This is a genomic window from Vibrio sp. G-C-1 (assembly GCF_021728015.1).
GTDB lineage: Bacteria > Pseudomonadota > Gammaproteobacteria > Enterobacterales > Vibrionaceae > Vibrio > Vibrio splendidus.
Genome location: NZ_JAKKCR010000017.1, coordinates 1 through 21,860 on the forward strand (window position 1 = coordinate 1; position 21,860 = coordinate 21,860).

The following is a 21,860-nucleotide window of genomic DNA, read 5'->3' on the forward strand; positions in this document are numbered from 1 at the left end:
TCTTCAATGGTCTCGTGTGCCATTGCTAATTCTTGTTCAAGCATAAAAAAATCCCCATCAACGTTGTTGATGGGGATTATCTGCTAACTGCAAGATCGTTCAAGTCTTCTTAAACGATCGGCATTAACTCAATCGAGTGGCCTTTTTGTATCTGAGCATTTTGAATCAGCGAATACGTTATTCCGTCACGGCTTCTTGTTTGAAGCATGGGCTTTTCAACGTGTTCATCTTTTCAATTTCGTTGGTTAAGCGCAGCGAGAGCAGAGCTTTTTGGTTTGAAGCAAAATCAAACATCACGATAGTCGCGGTGCCTATGGTCGTCAGTTTCTGCTGAGTTTTACTGACAATCGCGTATTCCATGGTGAATCGGTCATCTTGAATATCGGTGACACGAGAGCCAATCATCAACGTATCTGGATACGTGACTGGGCGGAAATACTTACAGTAAGTGTCACCAAGGACAGGGCCAACTTTGGTAATCGCCATCTCTTCCATCAGCTCAACGTGCTTGAAAAAATCTAAGCGAGCGGTTTCGAAATAGCGAAAATATACGGCGTTGTTAACGTGATTGAGTGCGTCCATTTCTCCCCAAGCGACAGGGATTTCTGTTACTACCGGGTAGTCAGATAATAGTGCTTCCATGCGAACTCTCTTATTGTTATCTGTGTAGTTAATGTTATCTGGGTAATTAATGTTATCTGCTTATCCTTCATCGGGATAAGTTGTTATTGGAATAAAAACCCTACCGCTAAATTAACAAAACTGCAACACGTGTGATTTAAGTTTTTGAAGCTTGAAACCACACAATGTCAGTGACTTAACTTTCCGTTACTTATTGATTAGTGTCTCACTAAACAAACGACTTACCCACATTCACTCAATGATTACGCATTAAGGTGTTTGAATTGCAGTTCAACTAGGCGTTGGTACAATTCGCAGCTATTGATGAGAGACTGGTGGTCGCCGATGTCTACCAGCTGTCCTTTATCGAGCACCGCAATCTGGTCGGCGTGTTTAATTGTTGATAATCGATGGGCGATAATGATCGTCGTTCTACCACGCATTAACTCTTCTAAAGCTTGTTGAACGTGATGCTCACTTTCGCTGTCTAGTGCGCTGGTTGCTTCATCCAATAACAGAATATTCGGATCTTTTAAGATGGCACGAGCGATGGCAATACGTTGTCTTTGCCCGCCAGACAATCTCACGCCACGTTCACCAAGAAAGCTGTGATAGCCCTCAGGTAAGTTCTGAATGAACTCGTGCGCATGTGCTTTTTTAGCCGCTTCGATCACTTGTTCGTCCGTTGCTTTCGGGTTTCCGTAGCGAATGTTGTGGAACACATCGTTACTGAACAGAGCAGGTTGTTGTGGCACCAATGCCATCTGCTTTCTTAGCTCGTTAGGATCAAACTGATTCAGCTCAACACCTCCTAAGGTTACTTTACCCACTTGCGGGTCGTAGAAACGTTGCAACAGTTCAAACAGGGTAGTTTTACCTGCACCAGATGGGCCAACCAATGCCAACACTTTGCCTTCATGAGCAGTGAGCGTGAGATTACTTGTTGCGGGTTGATCCGGTCTTGATGGGTAACAGAAGGTCACAGCGTCAAAAGCGACTTCTGGTGTCACGTTATCTAGTGATGTTGGGTTCGCTACTGGCGCGACAATATGGCTTTCAACTTGTAGGATTTCGATTAATCGCTCGGTCGCACCTGCCGCGCGTTGCAGTTCACCCATCACTTCAGAAATGGTACCTAATGACGAAGCGACCATAATGGCATAGAAGACAAACGCCGCTAAGTCACCCGCCGACATGGTGCCGTTGATGACATCACTGCCGCCAACCCACAGCATCCCTGATATTGCGCTGAACACGATAACAATCACACCAGAGATAAGAATCGCGCGCTGTTTTACACGTTGGCGACCAATCTCATAAGCCTTTTCCACTTCAACAGCAAATGACGCTTTCTCTTGCGCTTCTCGGCTATAGCTTTGCACGGTTTTAATGTGCTCAATCGCCTCACCGGCATAAGACCCGACATCAGACATCGAATCTTGGCTTTGACGAGACAAGGCTCTCACACGACGCCCGTACACAAGAATTGGAATCAAGATAAATGGCACCGAGGCCAATACAATCAACGTCAGCTTAATATTGGTCGCAAACAGCATGATGATCGCACCAATACACATCAACGCGCTGCGCATCGCCATAGAGAACGATGAACCAATGATGCTTTGAAGCAGAGTGGTATCCGTAGTAATGCGCGACATGATGTCGCCACTGCCATTGGTTTCGAAGTAACTCGGATGCAGTGTCACGACATGATTGAAAACCGATAAGCGAATGTCCGCACTCACGCGTTCCCCAACAGAAGAGACCAAATAAAAGCGGAAGAAAGTACCAATCGAGATCAATACGACCACGACCATGATGAATTGAATTGCGCTGCCTAAATCTGAGAGTGATTGTTGGCTAAAACCTTGGTCGATGAGAAGACGAATACCATGACCGACTGAAAGGGTTAAGCTCGCCGTGAAGATCAACGCGATCAAAGCAGCAATCACACGGCCTTTATAGGGCTGAATAAATTTGCTGAGCTCGAACAGAATACTGAGGCTTTTTTTCTCAGGTTTGGGTTCTGGCGCTTTTTGAGTCGATCGCTGAGTTGAGTCGAGCGTAGAAGAGACATCGTTTTGCATATGACTGCCTTAATGTGTTGTCGCTTTAAAAATAGATGGCTTGTTACTTATGGCTAATTGCTTATGGTTTATGACTTATTGCCTGTACTGCGCGTTGTTCGCTGGGAAGTAATTGTTGTTGAGAATAGAACCCATTAAAGCATTTATTGCGCTGTGACGCTCCTTAGGAAACTCAATTTCCAATATTTCATCATCACCAAGTGCATAGTTCAAAACGACCTTAAAGGAAAACTAAGCATTTTGATCCAGTCAGTTCGATAGGGAAGTAGGGGGCTTAACCCTAATTTTTATGCAAGTAGATTAGCGTTAATAGGGGAGTGCGTTCATAAACTAGTAATCGAGTTGTGATTTATAAATTGATAGAAAAACGTTTGCTTTTTATCTCGATACTAACCTTATCAATGGCTTGCAATTTTTGGTTGTAAGACCAGTTATAGCGACTGTTTTTTGTGCAATATTTGTTACAAAAATTCAACAAAGTAGTTTTTTATACATTTTTCTTGCATAAAACCTCGGATTGAATAGAATAACCAACAAATGACAATTAATGCAGTATTGTGGCATGAGTATTCAAGTAAAGAGCATCAACAAATCATACGGTGATACCCAAGTTCTTCACGACATCAGTTTCGACTGTGAGAGTGGCGAAACCTTGGTATTGCTTGGCCCAAGCGGCGCAGGCAAGAGTTCACTACTGCGAGTTTTGAACCTGCTAGAAATCGCGGACAACGGCGAATTAGACATTGCTAACGAGCAATTCGACTTTGCTGGTCAGATCCAAGAGAAGCAAGGGCTTAAACTGCGTCGTAAAGTCGGCATGGTGTTCCAGCAATACAACTTATGGCCACACATGACGGTGATGGAAAACTTGATCGAAGCACCAACCAAAGTTGCGGGTTTGGATAAGCAAGAAGCGATTAAGCAAGCTCAAGAAGTACTAAAGACACTTCAACTTGCCGACAAAGCAGACGCTTGGCCACTTCAACTGTCTGGCGGTCAACAACAGCGTGTTGCGATTGCACGTGCGCTGATGATGAAACCGGATGTGTTGTTGTTTGATGAGCCAACAGCGGCGCTTGATCCTGAGATCACCAACCAAGTCGTCAGCATTATTAAAGAATTGAGCGGAACGGGCATTACCCAAGTGGTCGTAACGCACGAAGTCGATTTCGCGAAGAAGATTGCTAGCCACGTTCTGTACCTAGAGAAAGGGTACATCGTTGAACACGGCACCAGTGATTCATTCGTTAATCCGCAGACACCTGAGTTTGCCGAGTATTTGACTCATTAAATCTGAGTTAACGCATAAGATTCACGTAACTCTCTAGATTTAGCTAAACACAACATCGATCAAAACAATCAAATTATAAGAATGGCCACAGGCCGCTATCAAACAGTATTCGGAGTAACAAAATGAAAAAGATTCTACTAGCTTCACTTATCGGCCTTGCTTCTTTCAACGCAGCGGCGCAAGAAGAAATCAAATTCGCAATGGAAGCAACGTACGCACCATTCGAATACATGGATGAGAACAACCAAATTCAAGGTTTTGACGTAGACTTAGCAAACGCACTTTGTGAAGAGCTGAAAGCAACGTGTACTTTCCACAACCAAGCATTCGATAGCTTAATCCCTGCACTTAAATTCAAACGTTACGATGCAGCTATCTCAGCAATGGACATCACAGAAGCGCGTCTTAAACAAGTGAACTTCTCTGACGCATATTACGACAACTCTGCAGCATTCATCTCTTTCGAAGGCAAAGTAGCAGACCAAGCAGCACTAGAAGGTAAGCGTGTTGGTGTTCAAAACGGTTCTACTCACCAGAGCTTCCTACTTGAGCAAATGACTGGCGTAACAGCGGTACCTTACTCAAGCTACCAAGATGCATTCATCGACATGAAAAACGGTCGTATCGATTCTGTATTCGGTGACACAGCCGTTGTAGCAGAATGGTTCAAGAAAGAAGACAACCTAACGTACGTTGGCGACCAAGTAACAAACCAAGAGTACTTCGGTAACGGCTTTGGTATCGCAGTAAACAAGAGCAACCAAGAACTTGTAGACCAGCTTAACGTTGCACTTGCAGCAGTAAAAGCAAACGGCGAATACGACAAGATCTTCAACAAGTACTTCGGTAAGTAATTTATGGAATTAACGGGTTACTCTTTAGGGCTCGTCGAAGCAAGCTGGATGACTGTTCAGCTTGCATTCGTAAGTCTATTGGTTGGATTGGTTCTAGCAGTTTTGTTTGCAAGTGGTGAGATGTCTCGTCGTATTGCAATCAAATGGCCAACGACTGCATTTGTGACGATTGTTCGTGGTTTACCAGAAATTCTGGTCGTACTGTTTATCTACTTTGGTTCGACACAAGTTCTGTTTATGATCACTGGCGACTTCATAGAAGTGAGCCCGTTCTTATCTGGTGTTGTTGCACTGTCACTTATCTTTGCTTCTTACGCTTCACAAACCATCCGTGGTGCTTTGAAAGCAGTAAGCAAAGGGCAGAGAGAAGCAGCAAGCGCGCTTGGTATCTCTCAATCACGTTCATTCTTTCGTATAGTTTTACCTCAAGCGGTAAGACACGCGCTACCAGGGTTAACCAACCAATGGTTAGTGTTACTAAAAGACACTGCATTAGTCTCGCTGATTGGCGTAACGGATTTGCTGAAACAAGCACAACTAACATCAGCGGCAACGCACGAAGCATTTACTTGGTACGCGACAGCAGCAGCAATCTACTTGGTCATCACTTTAATCACACAAAGATTGGTAAAAGTGATTGATGGTAAGTTCTCTATTCAAGGTTTGGGTAACAAAGGGGCAATGGCATGAATCAACAATACCTCTCTCAAATGCTTGAAGGCTTAGTGACCAGTCTGCAACTCACAGGTGCTTCATTGCTTGTTGGTTGTATCTTGTCACTGCTGATGACGGTAACGCTAATCCTAAGAATACCGGCGATTCACTGGTTCACTCGTGGCATCATCACGCTGTTCACCGGCACACCATTATTGGTTCAAATCTTCTTGGTGTATTACGGTCCAGGTCAGTTCGATTGGATTCGTGAAAGCTTCATGTGGACTTGGTTAAGCCAACCTTGGTTCTGTGCAATGTTAGCATTAGCTTTGAACACTGCCGCATACAGCACGCTACTGTTCAGAGGCGCATTCAACGCGATTCCAGCAGAGCAGTGGGAAGCATGTCGTGCACTCGGCATGGACAAAGTAGCAACGCTTAAAGTGTTACTGCCATACGCTCTACGTCGCGCCGTTCCAGCTTACTCGAACGAAGTGATTCTAGTCTTCAAAGGTACGTCACTGGCAAGCACCATCACCATCATGGATTTGATGGGCTACGCACAGCGTATCAACGGCCAAACCTACGACACACTCACTGTGTTCGGTATTGCCGGCGCATTCTACTTAGCAGTAAACGGCATACTAACGCTGATCTTCCGCCAAGTAGAAAAGAAAGCCCTCGCATTCGAAGCCGCATAAGCTAGCTACTCACAAGCTTAACTAACGTATAAAGCCTGCCATTTATGTTCACATAGATGGCAGGCTTTTTTGTGTTTGGGGGCATGCTCATGGGGAGCTGTGTTTATATCCAGTAAGAGGGGTTTTTGCGCAATTCATACTATATGGAAATATTCTGTATTTTGTCATTCAATGAGTCTATCTATGTTTTAAGTCACTGAATTGCTGTGATTAATCGTGGTAAATTGATGTACATATGAAACTAGATAGAATGATTCAGTATTTAAATGCAGAATTTTTCGGTCTAATAGCTGTTATGACTCACACAATATTTCTGGTTAGGTAGTCTAGGAAAATCATGGGATTTAAATTTCGTAAACGTATAAAAATTGCACCAGGACTTCATGTCAATCTTAGCAAAAGCGGTGTTAGTACCTCTATCGGCAAGTCAGGTGCTACCGTAAATATTGGTAAAAAGGGTGTGAAAGCAACAGTCGGAATTCCAGGTTCTGGGCTTTCATATAGTCAGAATTTATCCGAGAGTAACAGTTTTAATGAGGGCAGCTCACAAACCGAAAATGGAGGTTCCCTCTTCGGTAAGGTGTTAGCCGTTATCGTTACATTTTTCTTAGCGGTGAACTTTTTTAGTTCTCCCTCGGAACCTGCTGTATCTGTGAGTACGGTAGAGGCCAAAAGTTTACGTGTGCGTGCAGAGGCAACCCTAAACTCAAAGGTTATCAACCAATTAGTAGCTGGTGATGAGGTTGTGGTCTTGAAAACTAATAGTAGTTGGGCATTAGTGGAAGGCAATGGTATAAAAGGCTGGGTTGCTTCAGAGTACCTATCAAGCCCTAAGTCATAACAAGTTGTTTAAGAGTGATTCGCAACGCGTGGCATTTTTAGTATGCGTTGGTTTAAGTGATTAAGGTGGTCTGCTGCGGCATCGGTATTGCGTTGCTCACACCTCAACAGGGCGTTAACTGGCAGGAGTAAATATGAGCAGAAATAGCAAACAAAAAAGAACGCAAAAGAAAGTTCAAGCGAAAAAAGCGGCTAACCAAAAAACCGAGGCAATACGTAAAAAGCAGAGTGTGATTCCTTCTATTTTCTTAGATGAATCAGGAAATACTGGCTCAAACTTATTAGACAAAAATCAACCGGTATTTACCCTAGCTAGTTGCGACCTTTCGACGAAAGAGGCGGAGCGCCTTTTAGGTTTAGTTGGCTCTCGTGCAGAAAATGAACTTCATTTTAAGAGGTTGAAACGGAATAAAGCAGGTCAAGACGGAATCGTCCGTTTACTAAGTGACCCTGCGATTAATACTGAAAGTATTAAAATGAATGTGTTCTCAAAACGCTTTATGGTTACGTCGAAAATTGTAGATTTGCTCATTGAGCATATGCTCCACCTAAAAGGTGTCGATCTTTATGTTAATGGGCAAAATATTGCACTATCAAATATGCTGTTTTATTGCTTCCAAGCGTTCTGCGATGAAGAGTTAGTGGACAATATGTATCAACTGTTTGTGGATATGGTTAAAGAGCAAACGGAAGAATCTATAGAGTCTTTCTATTCTTGCGTTGAGTCCGTGAAAGCATCATCGTCAAGTGATGGCTTTAAATCTGACATAGACCAAATCATTGAAACAAAAGAATATATTGATAGCGCACTCGATGGTATTGATAAAACAGCTTTAGATCCATCAATCCCTGCTCTGTTTGCACAATGTATCCAATGGGGTAATCAATATCCTAAAGGTTTCCATTTAATTCACGATGACTCTCACAGCATCGAAAAACAACGTGAAATGTTTGCTCAATTTATGGATTGGACTCAGGAAACTGTTGAACTTGGATATGATCGTCGCAAGTTTGGATTACCTCTAAAAGGTAAATCAATGAAATTTGCAGATTCACAAAAACATAAACAGATTCAAGTTGCTGATATTGTGGCAAGTTCTTTTGCTTATTGGGCTGCAGGTGTTGCTGTTGGAGAATCAGAAGACTATTTCTTCCTAGAACTTAATAAGTTAGATTTGGATCGTTTTATCGGACACAATAAAATTTGGCCAACACCTGATGTTGACCCTAAAGATCTTGGGACGGAGCATGACGGTGGTTTAAATGCTGCCAATAATATCCCTTCATTTTTGGCTAAAGCAAAAGCAAATCCAAGGGTAACGGAAACAGCCAGTTAACAAGGCAATCAAGGTGATGCGTTACACTCGGCGGTTTTGGTATGAAGTTCGGTGCGCTTTACTGGTTTTGTGGGGTACACCTTATTGTAGGTGTTATGTTCCATTGTGCACATATGTGATGTGCATCTAGTTTTGTAAAATATTGAGAATTGCCCCTTTATTTGCATTAAATGTATACCCATGTAATTAGTGTGCTTAATTACAATGAGGAATGCACTGTGCCAATTTTCTTCGAAAATCTAGATACAACAACTCGTGATTACATGCGTGGCGAAGTAAACGTAGACTTTGAAAATGCGAGCGTTTACTACAGCAAATTCTTGAAGCAGGGACTGCAAGATACATGGGATAACCTTTTACTTGAAGCCGTTACTGAGCATGATGAGGCTTGGTTGGAAAGTAAGATAGAATCAAACCAACTATTAGTTGATAGCTATCAAAGGAAAAAGCCTAAAGGTGGTTTTACTGTAGCCAAAGTCCCTTATACGGCTCCGCAGACATTAGCTGAAGGTGAGTTTAATCGCTTCTATTGTCGTGGGTTATGCGCACGTGCGATTGAAGAAGGAAAAATGGTTCAAGTTTATCGTGGTAAGGAAGTTACTAACGCTCGTAGCGCATCTGAAGAAAAAATCGGACAAGTCATTGCTCAAAAGGAGTTGCTAGAGGACTTGAGAGTTAATGTCGGTGTAGATACGGCATTAGGCTTACCAAATGGTCCTAATTCTGGTTTGACAATCAAGTTAGTATAAGAACATAACAATCTGTTTAAGAGTGATTCGCAACGCTTGGCATTTTTGCTATGCGTTGCGTTTTGTGTTTAAGGTGGTATTCGGCGGCTTTTGGATTGCGTTGCTCACACCTTAACAGGGCGATATATCATTGAGTGCAGCATGATTTAGGTAAGAGATATTATGAAGAAAATAGAGTTTATAAGTTGGGATGATTTTGGTGTAGTAGTGCAAGATCACAAAGAAGACCCAGCGTTACTAACAATGAAAGACTATGCAATTATCAATGGCTTCGACGTGAAAAATAGACTGGGCTCTGCGGTAAAAGAAGTTCTGACGCTTGCTAAACTATACGAGTTCGAATACATCAAAACATCTCGTGGATATCAGTTTTCAAGCGCTATTCTAGAGGCAATTTTCACAACGGTGATTGTTTCTGCTCATGAGAGAGACATAATTCTAAGAGGAATGTCTGAAGGTGCTACATTTTCTGAGAAACATGCGGCATTCGAAGTGGTGGAGTCTTTGATGATAGATTCTCCCATGTACCTATTGGAGTGATATAACAAACGACTATGGCGTCAATGATTAGTTTTTTGCTGTGTTTTCATCCCACATGGCGCCATCTCTCAGCATAGAGTTAACGGTTACAACCATCTTTCGTACCCACGCGATTGTTGCGACTTTCTTAGGCTCCCCTGCAACGCAAAGTCGAGCATAAGTCGCTTTGGATTACGCGCTTACCTTTGTGGCGCCCACTTTCGCGTGTTATTAGAGCGACACCAATGAATTCATATTTGCTATTGTAGTCAGTAGTTTAGAACGGGTTACCGACTTGTGAGTGAGTATGACCTTACCATTTGGGTCTACGGCATGAAGACTAAAGTGGTTTTTAGTTAGGTCGATACCGCAGAAATAAGAATAATCAGATATGGTGCCTCCGGTGCATTTAAGTACCACATAAGTGTGGCAGATCCTCGGGAGGGGAATCCATGTCATTCGTTATGTGACAAGCGTTAATCCATCGCTGGCGAAAGCACTCGATATCTCATATTGTTAGTGTGAAACTTCCCTTCATGAGGCTGCTATGACGAATCAACTTAGACAAAACAAAGATAATGCTATTGCTTTTTATAGAACTGCTTACATGGGTGATCCAGCTAAAGCAGTAGAGTTGTATGTTGGTGATGATTATATCCAGCACAACCCAGTTGTTGCTGATGGTAAGCAGGGCTTTATAGATTACTTTGAAGAAATGTCTCGGGACTATCCAAAAAAGGATATAGAGTTTTTGAGAATTATTGCTGAAGGTGATCAGGTAGCTTTGCATACAAGGCAAACATGGCCTGCTGGTGAAGAGTACGTAACGATGGACTTTTTCCGTTTCGATTCAAATGGAAAAATAGTCGAGCATTGGGATTCAATTCAAGTGGTCCCGAAAGAGTCAGCCAATAATAACTCGATGTTTTAATAGTCACATAACAAGGCGTTCAGCCAACCTGAAACGCATGGCACTCTTGCTTCGCGAATTGTAGTGCCATCAGCGTTGTGGCGGATTAACTTAGCGTTATGTGTTTTATTGACTACTACGCTAACATTTGAATACTATTGTAGCCTGAGAAAGGGAATCAAAATGACTCTAAACGAACTTGGTGAAGCTTTATCAAACATGTACAACAATGCTCCAACTGGGGACTCTGTTGCTATGATACATCTGTTTGGTATTCGGTATGCCGAGCAAATTAAAAATATTGGTGCATCTAGTAAGGCTATTGCAAAATCAGCACATATAAATGAGTCTTATGGGACAGAAATTAGTAAAGGTATAAAACTAGCCAAATATGTAGTCCCAAAGACAAACACATAACAAGACACTAAACCCGACACTCCACGCTTGGCATTTTTGCTTTGCAAAAGTATATGCCAAGGTTTCGTGCGGGTTAGTTTAGCGTTAGAATTATTATTAGGCTAGGAGTAAGTTTTGACAAAATCCGGAGAGTTATTTGAGCGTTCAATACAGGATGCTGAAGAGATCTTAGAACGATTTGACGAAGAAAAAAATGGTTCATCAGCCTACAATACGGAATCGCTGAAGCGAGCAGGGTTGGTGCTTACTCTCGCTGCTTGGGAAACCTACGTCAAAAATCGGTTTAATGAGGAAATTGATGTTTGGCTATTCTCTGTAAAGGGAAGTCAACTAGGGAATTTTGTTCAGAGAAAAGTAGACGAAGACTTGAAGCGTTTCTTCAATCCGAACACCGCAAAGACTAAGCAACTATTTAAAGCATATTTTGATATCGATGTTACGGAAAGTTGGAAGTGGGATAACTATCACCCATCGCAAGCAAAGAAAGTACTCGATCAGTTTGTATCTATGCGTGGTGATGCTGCACATCAAGCCAATACAAATCAACAGCAAGCTCACCTTGTAAAAAGAGAAGATCTGGTTAAAGCAATTCGCTTTATTAAAGGTTTAGTTAGAGCAATGGACAAAGTCAGTATTGCTAAATAATTCTAACAATCTGTTTAAGAGTGATTCGCAACGCGTGGCAGCTTTTCTATTGTAGTCAGTAGTTTAGTTCGAGTTACCGACTTATGAAGTATGACCTTACCATTTTGGTCTACGGCATGAAGACTAAAGTGGTTTCTAGCTATTTCGATACCGCAGAAATAAGAATAATCAGACATGGTGCCTCCGAAGTATTTAAGTACCACATAAGTGTTGCAAATCCTTGGGAGGGAGAATCCATGTCATTCGTTATAACATAAGGGACATTATGTACTCCGTATTCGACTGGAAAATCAAAATGGGTATCGCACTTAGCTGCATTTTATTTGTAGCAAGTGTTGTTAGTTTTATGATGGCTTGGAATTCGTCCGCTCCTCATGATGCCATAGCCGCAATTACTAAATACCTAAATTACCGTTGGTTTGCAGTATTTCTTTTTGGTTTCATTTCAATAACTTCAGCTACTGTTAAGGTATATCACAAGCGAATAAATCGTTGGTAAACCACTAGCACACGGTGGTTTTCTAATTACGCTATAACAAGGAGCTAAACCAGACACTTTAACGCTTGGCATTTTTGCTTCGCAAAATTATATGTCAAAATTACGTGCAACTTAATTAGGCTACATGGACTCCCTCTTTTGTCAACAATAGCTCCCGCTGACAACAGTGGATCGGACAGCAGCTCTACATTCGGTGTTTAATCGGATTCGTTCCGTCAACTTGATGATATTCGCTTGATGCCGGCCTCATTCGTTAAACAGTATTTATTACTTCCCAATTAAACAGGTTTAGGCATCTCGGTCTGGTCATATTGTCATCATTTGCTATTGCTTTGACTCGGTGAGTGTTAACCATTTACATAGTTAATCTTGTACTCTTTTCCCGTTGTTAATAATGCCCATATTATACGAGCGTTCTTTGCTGCTAGTGCGACAGTTGCTCGTTTATAACCTCGTCGTTCAACGAGTTGATTTAACCAAATACTGTTGCGATCGGTTTTCTCTTTACATCGTGCAATAACGGTTCTTGCGCCATGAATAAGTAGAGTGCGAATGTGTTTTCGCCTCTTTTGCTGATGCGGCCAAGATGAACATGACCACCTGTTGAGTATTGTCTTGGAACCAACCCTATCCAAGCTGCGAATTGGCGGCTGGAGCCAAATTGTTTGGCGTCATTGACCGTTGCGACAATGGCGCTTGCACTGTGTTCACCGACACCTGGAATATCCATGAGGGTTTTGGCTGATGCCATCTCACGGACTAAAGCAGAGACTCTGCGATCATAGTGCAGTATTTCTAGGTTAAGGTATTAAATCTTGTTCGATAGATCTTGAAGCAGTTCTCTAGCTCAGAGGTGTGCACCAGAGCAAGTCTCGATGCCAATGAGGCAGGGAGGTAACTTAGCGAATGTGTCTAAGATTTTGTTTCTTTTAACAGTTTTTCGTAGGATGCACTTGCCATATGCATCAATGATGTGAATACTAAACGCATTCTTGGCGAGGTCCCGTCAATAGTTCGAATGGTGGATATAGTAACTTCTAGTTCTTAAGCGTGTACTAAATAAGTATGCCACACAGAGTGTCAGGTAGAAGGAGTCCATATCATTCGTTATATTTTTTATCGAGAATTATATGAAAAAATTATTGTTATCAACTATTGGTTTAGTAATGGTCGCTGGTTGCCAGTCTACACCGGTTCAGAACGAAGAAACGACAATAGCTGATGTGTTAAAAACTTCAGTTAACGCAATTAACAAAATTGCACCACAAATGGTTGATAGTGAGACCCGAATTGATAGTTCGTATGCACTTGAAAATAAGTTGGTGTATAAATACACCTTGATAAATTACAGCGTGGATGATTTCGATACTGAAAAAGTCCAAGAAATAATTACTAAGCAAGTAACCGGTTTTGTTTGTACTTCGCCAGGGATGGAATATTTTATAGATAATGCTATCGATATTTCTTACCGTTACTACGATAAAGATAGTAAATACATCACGGAAGCTAATGTAGAAACGGCTGACTGTTCAAAAATCTAACAAGTCACTCAAAAACGGAAAGATTACAGTTAGCTCTCGCTGGTGCCTCGCACATTTTAGCCAACCGTATTTTTTCGCTTAGCTTAGCGTTATAAATGAGGCGGTGTAATGGTTATTAAAGCGTTCAAAGCACAGTATCGATTACCGATGAAATATCAAAAAATCACGTCTTATGTTGGCTTTTTTGGTGTAATTTTGGGCATCTTCATCTGTATTAAATCAAGCATGCTGTTAACAGGTTGGTTTGGCGTTGATCTTAATTTACCGTTAAGCCAATTAGATGGTTCAGAGTATGGTGTTTATCAATTTCTAGGTTCACAGATCTTAGTGCTAGTATTGTCGGTGTATGCTGGTGTTGTATGTGTCGCGAGTGTTTTTTCTTTAGTAATGTGCCTTTTAGGTAAGTTTAGTTTACGTGAAGCAATTAGTTATACGTTGTTCTCTAAATTTCCTAAGGCATGGATGAATCCATACTCAAATTTATAACAAACCATTTAAGTAGATTCGCAACGCTTGGTATTTAAGGTTTAAATCGGCTTTAGGGATTACGGCACAATTAAGCACCACATAAGTGTGGCAGATCCTCCCCGGTAGGGCGAATCCATGTCATTCGTATAGTTCAGGGAAAGAATGAAAGTACTTATAGCAGGAGCCAATGGGTATATTGGTAGCCACGTGACTAAGATGTTTGTCGAAAGTGGTTTTGAAGTTTCGATCTACAGCAGGACTAGCGGTGTTTTACCTCCTGCTCGCAAGCTTACGAAAGTGCCATCAGATTTTTCTGGTTACTTTGATATCGTTATAAATTGTGCTCGCCCACATTGGTCAGAATTTTCGCCGGAGGAAATAGCGGATATAGAGTCCAAGCTACTAACGCAGTTGGATAGATTAGCTGCTGAAGGAGCGACAAAAATCCACACATCGGGTGTTTGGCTATTTGGTCATGCTTCTCACAATGACCTCAAAGAGTTTAGGCTTAAGCCTCTAGATGCGGTAAAACCGGACACAGTTACAATCGGTTGCTCTATCAAAAAGAAGTGGCATGTTGTTTACTGTCCTAGTTTGGTTTATGGCGGAGAAAACTGTCAGCTAAAGCGAATCGTAGATTCCTTATCTGACCAAACTCTTCAAGTAGCGATACCATCTCAAGGTTATAACCAATATATCCATGTTAATGACATCGCTAGATTTTATTTGGCATTGGTTCAAGGTAAACATCCTGCTATACAGCACTTTATTGCTGAGACGGTGGGATATAGTCCTGAATTGTTCTCCCAGTTGTTACTAGACTTTCAAATTGTAAAGCATGTTTACAAGAGCAGTTGGAGTGACTTTGAGAAATACCATGGCTCTTCGGCAGTGGAAATTGAAAAGTTGAATCTTAAACTTCCAATTAGCTCTTTGTGTGAACCGAAAGAGTCCTTAAGGAAGTACATAGAAAATTACACATAACAAGCGTTTAGGGCCGATTCCCAACACTTGGCATTTTCAGTTCAAGTCGGGGTCGTGTTTACGGTGCAATGGGTTAGGTTGGGTGGTCTGCGTTGATCATTACTTAACTGGACGTTATATTTTTCATCAATTTAGGAGCTATTTCAATGTCATATTCTGAGGCTAGTTGTCTTTGTGGTGTGGTAAAAATCAAGGCTGAAAACATCGATCCTAAGTTTACAGTTTGCCATTGTCAGTCATGTCGAACTTGGGGTGGTGCTCCGTTCTTTGCTTTGAAATGTGGTACTCAAGTGAAACTGGAAGGTGAAGATAAAGTAAAGATGTACAAATCTTCTTCTTGGGCTTCACGAGGTTTCTGCAGAGAATGTGGAACCCACCTATTTTGTAAATTCAAAGAAACAGGCGAGTACAATATGCCAGTGGGCTTGTTTCCAAATTTAGAAGGGTTGGAAATGGACATGCAGTATTTTAGTGACATGCGACCTGGTTACTATTGCTTTTCCAATGAAACTAAGGAAATGACCACCGAAGAAATCATGGCCTACTTTGCAGACAAGGTATAACTATAGGCATAGCAACCGGTTTAAGGGAGACTTTAATGCTTGCCGGTTTAGCTTACAGTATTGCAAGCGTTTGTAGCCCCCTCAACGTGAGTATTGTTTTCCAAAGGAAGATTCATATAAATGAAAAATGTAGTTCAACTTGTCTTTGTCTCTAGAAATCAGTTATTGCTCGCCTTCCGCCAAAATACTGAAGCGTTTGACCAGTATTGGGGCTTTCCTTCTGGGCGCATAGAGGACGGTGAATCTCCTCTAGACGCAGCAGAACGCGAAGCTTTGGAGGAAACTTCGGTTAGCACTAAAGAATTGAATTTAGCGGCTGAATTGGTTGACCCTAGTTTGCAGATTCGTCATTACTTTTACCTATGTTTTGATTGGGTTGGCAAAATAGAGAACGCAGAACCTAACTTGTGTCGAGAGTTGCGTTGGTTCAACCTCGACGAATTGCCAGAAAAGTGCACTCCAATAACTTACGTAGCAATGAAAAAATTAAAAACGCGTTGCGTGACCATCAGCAACGAACTTAGCGCTATAACCTCTTAGCGCTATAACCTAAGAGGGAGATATGGGACTTAGATCATTTGAAAAGGAAGACTATGGCCTACTTATTTGTTGGATCGATTCAGATAAATTGAATTATCAATGGGGCGGCCCAAACCTAGAGTTTTCATTGGATTAAGTTCAAATTAGTTGGCACTGCTCATATCTATACACCAAATTTTTACTGCGAGGGAATGAACATGAAACAACGACTTTTCAAGAACTTGAAGCTGGCATTAGGGGTTGGCTTTGGTGTTTCCATTCATCAGTACTTTTTTATGACGGATGGTGCGTTTGATTTCTATCAGCCACTTGTGGCGTTTGCTTTTACGTTTGTCGTTAGCAGTATTGGTACACTTCTAAAAGAAAGAATCATGCGCAAGAAGGAGATTACATGAGAATATCGGAAGCCGTTCTGTCGGATTTAGAATCCTTTTTCGAATACATAGGAGCACAGCTTCTTGAGAATGCGGATGATAACTCTCCACTTTTCCAACCGATCTCTAAAGAGAATTGTGTAGTTTCGGAACAATTTAAAGACAAGTTTCGAAATGGTTTTGAGGCAAGCCTTGCTGAACATGGCTGGAGAAAGCTCTGGGTAATCAAAGACTCTAAGGAACGAGTGTTTGGTCATATAGACCTACGTCATTACGGTGAAGAGTATAAGTTTCATCGTGTGCTTCTCGGCATGGGTGTTGATTCAAGTCTAAGAAAGCAAGGGTTGGGTGTAGAACTGATTAAGCGCGTGACTGAGTTTTGTAACGAAAGCCCAAGTATCGATTGGTTAGATCTAAATGTTCTCTCGAAGAATCTTCCTGCAAAAAATTTGTATTTGAAATGTGGTTTCGAAGTGATTGGAGAAGTCCCAGATTGTTATCTTATAGAAGGACAGTCTGTGTCTGAAACAATGATGACACTATGCACGAGAAGTTCCGGGTAAGAACGCTTTTAAGAATGAATTATGACACTTGGCATCCTAAAGCTTATGTTAGTGCTTAAGCTTGGTGTCAGCGCTTTTACACGGCAACTCTACCTATGAGCTAAAGAGGCATCATGATTAAAATCTATTTCGTGTGTGGCTTTATCGGTTCTGGTAAGACGACTTACTCTAAAGCGCTTGCAGAAAAGCATGGCGCCTTTCGTTTCTCGATCGATGAGTGGATGATTCCTTTGTATGGCGAGCATATGGAGCGTGAAGTTTTTGATCGCCGGCTGGCTACGTTACAAGGGTTATTCAAGGATTCTGCAATGCAGCTGTTTTCCTTGGGTGTCCCGGTGATTTTTGACTTCGGTTTTTGGCGTGAGTCTGATCGGGATTCTTTTACAAGCTGGGCATCAAACCTAGGTGTGGATAGCGAAGTTCACTATCTTGATGTTCCGTTTGAGACTTGTAAGGAGAGGGCATTCAGCCGTAACTCTGAACTGGATGGTAAGTCTTATGAAATGACACCTGAAATGTTAGATCTGTTTTGGTCTTGGTTTGAGGTTCCAACTTCAAACGAAAATGTTATTTGGGTTCAACAGGAAGCTCAATAAGGTATGTAGTCAGGAGCGCAGGTGAGTGGTGTTTTTGTTATCTAGCTTATCTTCTAAGTCTCACGTTACATTGGGTTTGTGAAAGTCTGAGTCGTCCATCGAATAGTCGTGTAATAAGGGCATTTTTCATGCCGTATTTTTGGTAATTAGTTCTTCCTGTCGATTATCGAATTTGTCCCAAACCCACTATTAAGGCAGGGAACCCAATGAATAGAACGGTATGGTTCGCACTCATTTCGCTTTTGTTTTCAATGACAATGGTATTTTGTACATACAGTTATGGCATAGAGAGCCACGTTGAAGTAATCACACTCACTTTAGTACTGTCTGGCCCTCTGATTTTTACCTTTGCGCTTGTTGTCATTTTTTGTGGCGCACTAGTCATTAACAGGTACAAGTTACTTGGAACCGTCGCAATTTGTGTGCATGGATTTACTGCATCACTACATGTGCTGTGGAACGGTTTTATGTTTATCGATGTGATTAATAAACAAGGCTTAGGTCCGGGACAAGGTTATTCTGGCTTGATACTTTGGGTTGGTAGTATCAAGGCGATGCTACTTGGTTTGGTTGTGGGTGTATGCCTGCATTACTTGCTACGATTATTTAGAAAGGCTGCGGTAAGATAACTGTTGGCTAGTTAGTGGGTTGTTCGTTGTCTATAGGAGTTGTCGCTGTGTTTTATAGTAAGGAATTCAACAAGGGATTGCTGCTCATCCTTGTTGCGATAAGTGCTTTCATTGTCGTTACCTCGGATAATAACCCTGGGACATTAATCGCTCACGCCATCAATGGTTTAATTGCTTTGCTCTTTTTCTCTATGACCATTGAGGTCAAAGACAATGTACTAAGTTGGTATTTCGGCTTTGGCTTTTGGCGTAAGAATGTAGAAGTGTCAGACATTACAGAGACATCGTTCTATCAAAGCAAGTGGTATCAAGGTATTGGTATCCGAATGCTGAGCGATGGTTGGTTGTATAATGCATCGATAGGTTCAGCGCTGAAGTTAAGCCTAAACAATGGAAAGCATGTTTACATTGGTTGTAAGGATACGGACGGTTTAAAGCTGGCGTTGAAAACCGCTAACGAACAGATAACTCAAAAGTGATTTACGAGGCTTGGCACTTTTCGTTTTGAGTTGGACTAATTGTTAAGGCTCTATGCTTTAAGTGAGCTGCACTTTAATATGCCAACAAGTGAATCGGAGATTGAATGGACAAAGCAATCAAAACACATTTCGACGAGTATCCCGATGATGTTCGAGCTCGGCTTGAAGAGTTGCGTGCATTAATCTTTGAACTTAGCTCTGATTTGGAATTAGGTGAAGTCGAAGAGTCTCTGAAATGGGGCGAACCAAGTTACAGCGTTAAGACGGGCAGCCCAATTCGAATTGATTGGAAATTGAAATCGCCAAACAACTATTACTTGTTCTTTAACTGTCAAACAAAGCTAATCGACACATTCAGAGAATTGCACGACGGCACATTGGCATTTCAGGGTAATAGGGCAATCGTCTTGAACCTAACTGAACCACTCCCCAAGGCACAGATTAAGCAGTGCTTAGAGCTAGCCTTAACTTATCAACAACGAAAACATCTTCCGCTTCTTGGCGCGTAGTTCTTATGTGTTGCCTGCTGCTTAACTGAATGTGGTTAGAATTTGAAAAGTAAGCCTGCCACTGATTTACAAGGCTTGGCACTTCTCGTTTAATGTAGGTTAGTGTTTAACGTCTTATGGTTTAGGTTAGTGGCGTTGCTCGGACCGTAAAGTGGTATGTGGACAGGGAAAGTTATGAATCAACAAGAAGCCTTTATAGGATTTGCGGTCTATGGGGTTATCAGTAGTTTAATCGGATTTTTTACGTTTTTTATTATCAAAGATGCAAAGTACAAACAAACATTGTGGACTTTGGAGTCTGTTATGTTTGGTATCTTCGCGATTGGTTTTATCTATTGTTCAGGTGGTAATGGGCCAGAATTGTTGGTCTGGATTCCGCTTGTTACTTTAATGTCTATTTACAATGTCCACTCTTTGAAATTTTGTGGTTCTTGTGGAAAAACTAACGTAAGAAAAAGCGGATTGTCATCCATTAAATCATGTAGTGACTGTGGTAATGCTTTATAGTAAAGCTAAGAAATATCAGACGTTTGTTCATTTTAGTTTAAGCCTTAAAAGGAAGTTGTATGAATTTAGATAAAGCTAAAAAACGTATCGCGAAGCAGGTTAAAAAAGGCGACAACGGATACCCAAAAATCACGTTAGCGTATTACGGGACGACCAAAGATCTCGCAACGGAAGTCGCGGTTCAATTTATGATGGGTGAGGGCGATGGTGTTCAAGAAGAGCGTTTTTCTTGTGAAACCGAAATCCGAGATAATGAGCTAATCCAAACGACGTTACTCAAGATAATCGAGCGAGCGAATGTTAATTCAGTAATTGAAGTTGAAGGCGTGACGGTTCTTTAGTTGTCTTAGTATCAGTCGGTGCGTTTGAATTTTTTACTCATAATTTATCAAGGAAGAAACATTATGAAATTAGCTCAGTTAAATATCGCTCTGGCAAAATACCCGTTAGATGCGCCAGAAATCAAAGAGTTTGTCGATAACTTAGAGTTGGTTAATGGAATCGCAGAAAGCAGTGAAGGGTTTGTTTGCCGTCTGAAAGATGAATCTGGGGACGCCACCAACATCCAAGCTTTCGAGGATCCTAATATGATCGTGAACATGTCGGTGTGGGACTCTGTGGATTCGTTAAAGAACTTCATGTTCCGCACACATCACCGTGATTTCATGCGCCGAAAGGGGGATTGGTTTCATCGTTTACCTGAAGATACTTATGTTCTTTGGTGGATCGAAGAAGACCATATTCCCACACTCGAAGAAGCGATAGAGCGACTTGAACACCTCAGAGAAATCGGTGATACGCCGTATGCCTTCACTTTTAAAACCAATTTTACAGAGTCAGAAGCGCCCAAATAGCGTTCATAGATAACCAACGTTATGTTTTTTAGACGTTTTATGGCAATTCCCGTGAAGATGAGTCGATTATTGGTATGATGTTTCTATAGTCTTCGAGAGGTTTTATGATGTTGAAAATGAAAAGTAGTGTACTTGCGGTGTGTTTATTCGGTTTCAGCATGAGTGCTAGCGCTTCAACACTGGAAGAGTGTGCCAAACTTCTTCCTGATGGTCACACGTATAAAGTAGAGATCATTTTAGACGTAGATAAGACTGAGAAGGATCCAACGGTCAAAGGCAGTTTTGGTGTGACGGGCGGAGCCGATGCGCCAGATACTTTCGATATCGGTGATTTTGTCGAGTGTGCTGGTCCTCTGATCAAAACCGTAGATACAGACAGCAACGAAGCGTCTAATTCCTAGTCACTGGTTATTGCGTTTGTCGGCCCTAGACGCCAGAGGGTATTCTGCATTTAAACAGATAAAGGTAAGTTGTGATTGAATTTAAAACGGTCGGTCTTTTTGTACTTACGGCGGTCGCCGAGATAGTAGGGTGTTATCTACCTTATCTTTGGTTGAGAGAAGACAAGAGTATTTGGTTATTGATTCCAGCTGCGATCAGCCTGGCGTTGTTTGCTTGGTTATTGACGCTTCATCCTACCGCGACAGGGCGTGTTTATGCGGCCTATGGCGGTGTGTATATTTCTGTTGCCCTGATATGGCTGTGGCTTGTTGATGGCGAAAAGCCGACAACGTGGGATCTGTTCGGTGGCTCAGTTGCACTACTCGGTATGGCGATTATTATGTTTGGCCCTCGAAACGCATAATTCATGCACTGAGATGACAGGAAGAGATTAAACCATGAAAAAGGTTGATTGGCACAAGAATCAGATTGATGACAGTACCGTCATTACGGACAGCTACAAAACGACTCAGAACGTGCGTCGATTTTTTAAGTCCAAGCTTGGTGATGAGTTTAAATTTGACCGTGATTTTATGCAGTGGATGAACAATGCGACAGGATTGACTATGGGTGATGCCTTACAAGAGTGGGCGAAGCGTAACGATACAAAGTAACGGATTATCTTGTTGGTCAACTTATTAGCCAGTTAACGAGTTCATAAAAATACCGCCGTAATCAACGGCGGTAT

General features: G+C 41.7%; 30 protein-coding genes and 5 pseudogenes. 29 read left to right on the top strand and 6 right to left on the bottom strand.

Annotated features, from left to right (window positions below):
• Positions 1–177: 177 nt before the first annotated feature.
• On the bottom strand, positions 178–642 hold the full coding sequence (locus L3V36_RS20570) for an acyl-CoA thioesterase (protein ID WP_016786146.1): 465 nt from the start codon (positions 640–642) through the stop codon (positions 178–180).
• A gap of 242 nt (positions 643–884) precedes the next feature.
• Positions 885–2,708 (bottom strand): ABC transporter ATP-binding protein/permease, encoded by a 1,824-nt coding sequence (locus tag L3V36_RS20575; protein ID WP_102448332.1) that lies wholly within the window; start codon positions 2,706–2,708, stop codon positions 885–887.
• Between the two features lie 562 nt (positions 2,709–3,270).
• On the opposite strand from L3V36_RS20575, the gene artP reads away from it, so the two are divergent.
• From artP to L3V36_RS20620, 8 genes are all read left to right on the top strand, one after another.
• Positions 3,271–3,999 carry an arginine ABC transporter ATP-binding protein ArtP gene (gene artP / locus L3V36_RS20580; RefSeq protein WP_004733840.1) on the top strand — a complete coding sequence of 243 codons (729 nt, stop codon included), beginning with the start codon at positions 3,271–3,273 and terminating at the stop codon, positions 3,997–3,999.
• 122 nt (positions 4,000–4,121) lie between these two features.
• Complete coding sequence (locus tag L3V36_RS20585) at positions 4,122–4,853, top strand: lysine/arginine/ornithine ABC transporter substrate-binding protein (protein WP_017093753.1); 732 nt, start codon at positions 4,122–4,124, stop codon at positions 4,851–4,853.
• A 3-nt stretch (positions 4,854–4,856) separates the two neighbouring features.
• Positions 4,857–5,543 carry an arginine ABC transporter permease ArtQ gene (gene artQ / locus L3V36_RS20590; RefSeq protein WP_017083621.1) on the top strand — a complete coding sequence of 229 codons (687 nt, stop codon included), beginning with the start codon at positions 4,857–4,859 and terminating at the stop codon, positions 5,541–5,543.
• On the top strand, positions 5,540–6,208 hold the full coding sequence (artM, locus tag L3V36_RS20595; protein ID WP_208775524.1) for an arginine ABC transporter permease ArtM: 669 nt from the start codon (positions 5,540–5,542) through the stop codon (positions 6,206–6,208). Before artQ ends, artM begins: the two co-directional genes overlap by 4 nt.
• A gap of 337 nt (positions 6,209–6,545) precedes the next feature.
• Positions 6,546–7,049, top strand: coding sequence for a DUF4236 domain-containing protein (locus tag L3V36_RS20600; protein WP_208775522.1), 504 nt, complete (start codon positions 6,546–6,548; stop codon positions 7,047–7,049).
• 133 nt (positions 7,050–7,182) lie between these two features.
• On the top strand, positions 7,183–8,385 hold the full coding sequence (locus L3V36_RS20605) for a DUF3800 domain-containing protein (protein ID WP_208775521.1): 1,203 nt from the start codon (positions 7,183–7,185) through the stop codon (positions 8,383–8,385).
• Positions 8,386–8,603: 218 nt separating this feature from the next.
• Positions 8,604–9,134 carry a hypothetical protein gene (locus tag L3V36_RS20610; protein ID WP_208775519.1) on the top strand — a complete coding sequence of 177 codons (531 nt, stop codon included), beginning with the start codon at positions 8,604–8,606 and terminating at the stop codon, positions 9,132–9,134.
• A 162-nt stretch (positions 9,135–9,296) separates the two neighbouring features.
• Positions 9,297–9,674, top strand: coding sequence for a hypothetical protein (locus L3V36_RS20620; protein WP_050648999.1), 378 nt, complete (start codon positions 9,297–9,299; stop codon positions 9,672–9,674).
• A gap of 27 nt (positions 9,675–9,701) precedes the next feature.
• Here the strand turns inward: L3V36_RS20620 and L3V36_RS20625 are convergent.
• Both L3V36_RS20625 and L3V36_RS20630 read right to left on the bottom strand, forming a co-directional pair.
• Positions 9,702–9,900 (bottom strand): annotated as a pseudogene (locus L3V36_RS20625) (IS110 family transposase); the annotation flags it as partial.
• Between the two features lie 5 nt (positions 9,901–9,905).
• Positions 9,906–10,046: pseudogene (locus tag L3V36_RS20630) on the bottom strand (IS110 family transposase); the annotation flags it as partial.
• 154 nt (positions 10,047–10,200) lie between these two features.
• Between L3V36_RS20630 and L3V36_RS20635 the strand changes: the two are divergent.
• The 3 genes from L3V36_RS20635 (at position 10,201) to L3V36_RS20645 (ending at position 11,625) form a co-directional block, all read left to right on the top strand.
• On the top strand, positions 10,201–10,584 hold the full coding sequence (locus L3V36_RS20635) for a nuclear transport factor 2 family protein (protein ID WP_059019760.1): 384 nt from the start codon (positions 10,201–10,203) through the stop codon (positions 10,582–10,584).
• Positions 10,585–10,746: 162 nt separating this feature from the next.
• Positions 10,747–10,980 (top strand): hypothetical protein, encoded by a 234-nt coding sequence (locus tag L3V36_RS20640; RefSeq protein WP_054543309.1) that lies wholly within the window; start codon positions 10,747–10,749, stop codon positions 10,978–10,980.
• 114 nt (positions 10,981–11,094) lie between these two features.
• Entirely contained in the window at positions 11,095–11,625 is a 531-nt protein-coding gene (locus tag L3V36_RS20645; protein WP_102556399.1) for a HEPN domain-containing protein, read from the top strand.
• A gap of 35 nt (positions 11,626–11,660) precedes the next feature.
• Here the strand turns inward: L3V36_RS20645 and L3V36_RS20650 are convergent.
• Both L3V36_RS20650 and L3V36_RS20655 read right to left on the bottom strand, forming a co-directional pair.
• A pseudogene (locus L3V36_RS20650) lies at positions 11,661–11,801 on the bottom strand (IS110 family transposase); the annotation flags it as partial.
• A 670-nt stretch (positions 11,802–12,471) separates the two neighbouring features.
• Positions 12,472–13,103, bottom strand: a pseudogene (locus L3V36_RS20655) (IS110 family transposase).
• Positions 13,104–13,254: 151 nt separating this feature from the next.
• Here L3V36_RS20655 and L3V36_RS20660 point away from each other — a divergent pair.
• From L3V36_RS20660 to L3V36_RS20745, 18 genes and pseudogenes are all read left to right on the top strand, one after another.
• Positions 13,255–13,665: a hypothetical protein gene (locus L3V36_RS20660; RefSeq protein WP_017077817.1), complete on the top strand. Its 411-nt coding sequence runs from the start codon at positions 13,255–13,257 to the stop codon at positions 13,663–13,665.
• A 108-nt stretch (positions 13,666–13,773) separates the two neighbouring features.
• Positions 13,774–14,151 carry a hypothetical protein gene (locus L3V36_RS20665; RefSeq protein ID WP_017074924.1) on the top strand — a complete coding sequence of 126 codons (378 nt, stop codon included), beginning with the start codon at positions 13,774–13,776 and terminating at the stop codon, positions 14,149–14,151.
• A 144-nt stretch (positions 14,152–14,295) separates the two neighbouring features.
• A complete protein-coding gene (locus L3V36_RS20670; protein WP_208775516.1) occupies positions 14,296–15,117 on the top strand; it encodes an NAD(P)-dependent oxidoreductase in 822 nt (273 codons plus the stop codon).
• 146 nt (positions 15,118–15,263) lie between these two features.
• Positions 15,264–15,680 carry a GFA family protein gene (locus L3V36_RS20675; RefSeq protein WP_017093759.1) on the top strand — a complete coding sequence of 139 codons (417 nt, stop codon included), beginning with the start codon at positions 15,264–15,266 and terminating at the stop codon, positions 15,678–15,680.
• Positions 15,681–15,800: 120 nt separating this feature from the next.
• Positions 15,801–16,220: an NUDIX domain-containing protein gene (locus L3V36_RS20680; RefSeq protein WP_208775514.1), complete on the top strand. Its 420-nt coding sequence runs from the start codon at positions 15,801–15,803 to the stop codon at positions 16,218–16,220.
• Between the two features lie 22 nt (positions 16,221–16,242).
• A pseudogene (locus L3V36_RS20685) lies at positions 16,243–16,353 on the top strand (GNAT family N-acetyltransferase); the annotation flags it as partial.
• 64 nt (positions 16,354–16,417) lie between these two features.
• Positions 16,418–16,615, top strand: a complete 198-nt coding sequence (locus L3V36_RS20690; RefSeq protein ID WP_004733825.1) for a hypothetical protein — start codon at positions 16,418–16,420, stop codon at positions 16,613–16,615.
• Positions 16,612–17,157, top strand: a complete 546-nt coding sequence (locus tag L3V36_RS20695) for a GNAT family N-acetyltransferase (protein ID WP_208775512.1) — start codon at positions 16,612–16,614, stop codon at positions 17,155–17,157. Before L3V36_RS20690 ends, L3V36_RS20695 begins: the two co-directional genes overlap by 4 nt.
• 113 nt (positions 17,158–17,270) lie before the next feature.
• Positions 17,271–17,753, top strand: coding sequence for an ATP-binding protein (locus L3V36_RS20700; protein WP_208775509.1), 483 nt, complete (start codon positions 17,271–17,273; stop codon positions 17,751–17,753).
• Positions 17,754–17,959: 206 nt separating this feature from the next.
• Positions 17,960–18,382 (top strand): hypothetical protein, encoded by a 423-nt coding sequence (locus L3V36_RS20705; RefSeq protein ID WP_102497939.1) that lies wholly within the window; start codon positions 17,960–17,962, stop codon positions 18,380–18,382.
• 47 nt (positions 18,383–18,429) lie between these two features.
• Positions 18,430–18,861: a hypothetical protein gene (locus L3V36_RS20710; RefSeq protein ID WP_029405769.1), complete on the top strand. Its 432-nt coding sequence runs from the start codon at positions 18,430–18,432 to the stop codon at positions 18,859–18,861.
• A gap of 104 nt (positions 18,862–18,965) precedes the next feature.
• Positions 18,966–19,370 (top strand): DUF1801 domain-containing protein, encoded by a 405-nt coding sequence (locus tag L3V36_RS20715; RefSeq protein WP_208775507.1) that lies wholly within the window; start codon positions 18,966–18,968, stop codon positions 19,368–19,370.
• 174 nt (positions 19,371–19,544) lie between these two features.
• Complete coding sequence (locus L3V36_RS20720; protein ID WP_102450164.1) at positions 19,545–19,877, top strand: hypothetical protein; 333 nt, start codon at positions 19,545–19,547, stop codon at positions 19,875–19,877.
• A 59-nt stretch (positions 19,878–19,936) separates the two neighbouring features.
• On the top strand, positions 19,937–20,218 hold the full coding sequence (locus L3V36_RS20725; RefSeq protein WP_017080508.1) for a hypothetical protein: 282 nt from the start codon (positions 19,937–19,939) through the stop codon (positions 20,216–20,218).
• Positions 20,219–20,281: 63 nt separating this feature from the next.
• On the top strand, positions 20,282–20,731 hold the full coding sequence (locus L3V36_RS20730) for a DUF3291 domain-containing protein (protein WP_208775505.1): 450 nt from the start codon (positions 20,282–20,284) through the stop codon (positions 20,729–20,731).
• Between the two features lie 104 nt (positions 20,732–20,835).
• On the top strand, positions 20,836–21,132 hold the full coding sequence (locus tag L3V36_RS20735; RefSeq protein ID WP_102488035.1) for a hypothetical protein: 297 nt from the start codon (positions 20,836–20,838) through the stop codon (positions 21,130–21,132).
• A 71-nt stretch (positions 21,133–21,203) separates the two neighbouring features.
• Positions 21,204–21,536 carry a YnfA family protein gene (locus tag L3V36_RS20740; protein WP_208775502.1) on the top strand — a complete coding sequence of 111 codons (333 nt, stop codon included), beginning with the start codon at positions 21,204–21,206 and terminating at the stop codon, positions 21,534–21,536.
• Between the two features lie 34 nt (positions 21,537–21,570).
• A complete protein-coding gene (locus L3V36_RS20745) occupies positions 21,571–21,786 on the top strand; it encodes a DUF6434 domain-containing protein (RefSeq protein WP_208775500.1) in 216 nt (71 codons plus the stop codon).
• Positions 21,787–21,860 lie beyond the last annotated feature (74 nt).

Excerpts from the sequence above, each read along its gene's own strand:
- L3V36_RS20725 (WP_017080508.1), top strand. The coding sequence starts at position 19,937 with ATGAATTTAGATAAAGCTAAAAAACGTATCGCGAAGCAGGTTAAAAAA.
- L3V36_RS20720 (WP_102450164.1), top strand. The coding sequence starts at position 19,545 with ATGAATCAACAAGAAGCCTTTATAGGATTTGCGGTCTATGGGGTTATC.
- L3V36_RS20670 (WP_208775516.1), top strand. The coding sequence starts at position 14,296 with ATGAAAGTACTTATAGCAGGAGCCAATGGGTATATTGGTAGCCACGTG.
- L3V36_RS20635 (WP_059019760.1), top strand. The coding sequence starts at position 10,201 with ATGACGAATCAACTTAGACAAAACAAAGATAATGCTATTGCTTTTTAT.
- L3V36_RS20735 (WP_102488035.1), top strand. The coding sequence starts at position 20,836 with ATGATGTTGAAAATGAAAAGTAGTGTACTTGCGGTGTGTTTATTCGGT.
- L3V36_RS20745 (WP_208775500.1), top strand. The coding sequence starts at position 21,571 with ATGAAAAAGGTTGATTGGCACAAGAATCAGATTGATGACAGTACCGTC.
- L3V36_RS20705 (WP_102497939.1), top strand. The coding sequence starts at position 17,960 with ATGAATAGAACGGTATGGTTCGCACTCATTTCGCTTTTGTTTTCAATG.
- L3V36_RS20585 (WP_017093753.1), top strand. The coding sequence starts at position 4,122 with ATGAAAAAGATTCTACTAGCTTCACTTATCGGCCTTGCTTCTTTCAAC.
- artP (WP_004733840.1), top strand. The coding sequence starts at position 3,271 with ATGAGTATTCAAGTAAAGAGCATCAACAAATCATACGGTGATACCCAA.
- L3V36_RS20660 (WP_017077817.1), top strand. The coding sequence starts at position 13,255 with ATGAAAAAATTATTGTTATCAACTATTGGTTTAGTAATGGTCGCTGGT.
- L3V36_RS20575 (WP_102448332.1), bottom strand. The coding sequence starts at position 2,708 with ATGCAAAACGATGTCTCTTCTACGCTCGACTCAACTCAGCGATCGACT.
- L3V36_RS20695 (WP_208775512.1), top strand. The coding sequence starts at position 16,612 with ATGAGAATATCGGAAGCCGTTCTGTCGGATTTAGAATCCTTTTTCGAA.
- L3V36_RS20675 (WP_017093759.1), top strand. The coding sequence starts at position 15,264 with ATGTCATATTCTGAGGCTAGTTGTCTTTGTGGTGTGGTAAAAATCAAG.
- L3V36_RS20640 (WP_054543309.1), top strand. The coding sequence starts at position 10,747 with ATGACTCTAAACGAACTTGGTGAAGCTTTATCAAACATGTACAACAAT.
- L3V36_RS20690 (WP_004733825.1), top strand. The coding sequence starts at position 16,418 with ATGAAACAACGACTTTTCAAGAACTTGAAGCTGGCATTAGGGGTTGGC.
- artM (WP_208775524.1), top strand. The coding sequence starts at position 5,540 with ATGAATCAACAATACCTCTCTCAAATGCTTGAAGGCTTAGTGACCAGT.
- artQ (WP_017083621.1), top strand. The coding sequence starts at position 4,857 with ATGGAATTAACGGGTTACTCTTTAGGGCTCGTCGAAGCAAGCTGGATG.
- L3V36_RS20620 (WP_050648999.1), top strand. The coding sequence starts at position 9,297 with ATGAAGAAAATAGAGTTTATAAGTTGGGATGATTTTGGTGTAGTAGTG.
- L3V36_RS20600 (WP_208775522.1), top strand. The coding sequence starts at position 6,546 with ATGGGATTTAAATTTCGTAAACGTATAAAAATTGCACCAGGACTTCAT.
- L3V36_RS20665 (WP_017074924.1), top strand. The coding sequence starts at position 13,774 with ATGGTTATTAAAGCGTTCAAAGCACAGTATCGATTACCGATGAAATAT.
- L3V36_RS20730 (WP_208775505.1), top strand. The coding sequence starts at position 20,282 with ATGAAATTAGCTCAGTTAAATATCGCTCTGGCAAAATACCCGTTAGAT.
- L3V36_RS20570 (WP_016786146.1), bottom strand. The coding sequence starts at position 642 with ATGGAAGCACTATTATCTGACTACCCGGTAGTAACAGAAATCCCTGTC.
- L3V36_RS20715 (WP_208775507.1), top strand. The coding sequence starts at position 18,966 with ATGGACAAAGCAATCAAAACACATTTCGACGAGTATCCCGATGATGTT.
- L3V36_RS20605 (WP_208775521.1), top strand. The coding sequence starts at position 7,183 with ATGAGCAGAAATAGCAAACAAAAAAGAACGCAAAAGAAAGTTCAAGCG.
- L3V36_RS20680 (WP_208775514.1), top strand. The coding sequence starts at position 15,801 with ATGAAAAATGTAGTTCAACTTGTCTTTGTCTCTAGAAATCAGTTATTG.
- L3V36_RS20700 (WP_208775509.1), top strand. The coding sequence starts at position 17,271 with ATGATTAAAATCTATTTCGTGTGTGGCTTTATCGGTTCTGGTAAGACG.